The following is a 599-nucleotide window of genomic DNA, read 5'->3' as shown; positions in this document are numbered from 1 at the left end:
TGCATGCTGGTTCTGGTGGCGCGGCTGCAACGGTACGACATCGCGCTGACCGAGGCCGCTCTGGACCTTGGTGCAACCCACGCACAGGCGTTTCGCAAGATCCTGCTGCCATTCATGCGGCCCGCGATCGCTTCGGCGGCTGTGCTGGCGTTCCTTGCATCGTTCGAGAACTACAACACGACAACCTTTACCTTTGGCGAATACCCGACACTGACGATCGAACTGGCGCAGAAAGTGCGCTATGGCATCACGCCGTCGATCTCGGCGCTGGCTTTCATCATCGTGGCGCTGACCGTGTTCTTTGCCCTACTGAACGAGGCCAAGCTGAAGCGTCAGGAATTGGTTGCAGCCGCGCGCAAGAATGCCACGGTCGAGGAGTTGGCAGGGAAAATCAAACTGCCCAGCTTCTTTGCAGGCAACATGGCTGCTGTGCTTCTGGTCGTGTTCGCTGTCGCCACGATTACCGTGGTCGGCACGGCGACCGCGTATAACCCGGCCCAGTGCATTGCCAATGTCAAAGAGGAAAAACGTCTGGAAGCCGAACAGCGTATCCAAGAGCTGCGAAAGCAGCGCGAGGAACAGCGCAAAAAGCGCGAAGC

Annotated in this window: 1 protein-coding gene; it reads left to right on the top strand. The window is 58.8% G+C overall.

Annotated elements, in window-relative coordinates; genetic code table 11:
• On the top strand, positions 1–599 hold a 599-nt coding region (locus ACR0E6_RS22680), incomplete at both ends, for an ABC transporter permease (protein WP_480587633.1).

This window comes from Ruegeria sp. AP12 (assembly GCF_056540025.1).
The sequence above is the reverse complement of the archived record's forward strand: the minus strand, read 5'-3'. Positions and strand labels throughout refer to the sequence as shown.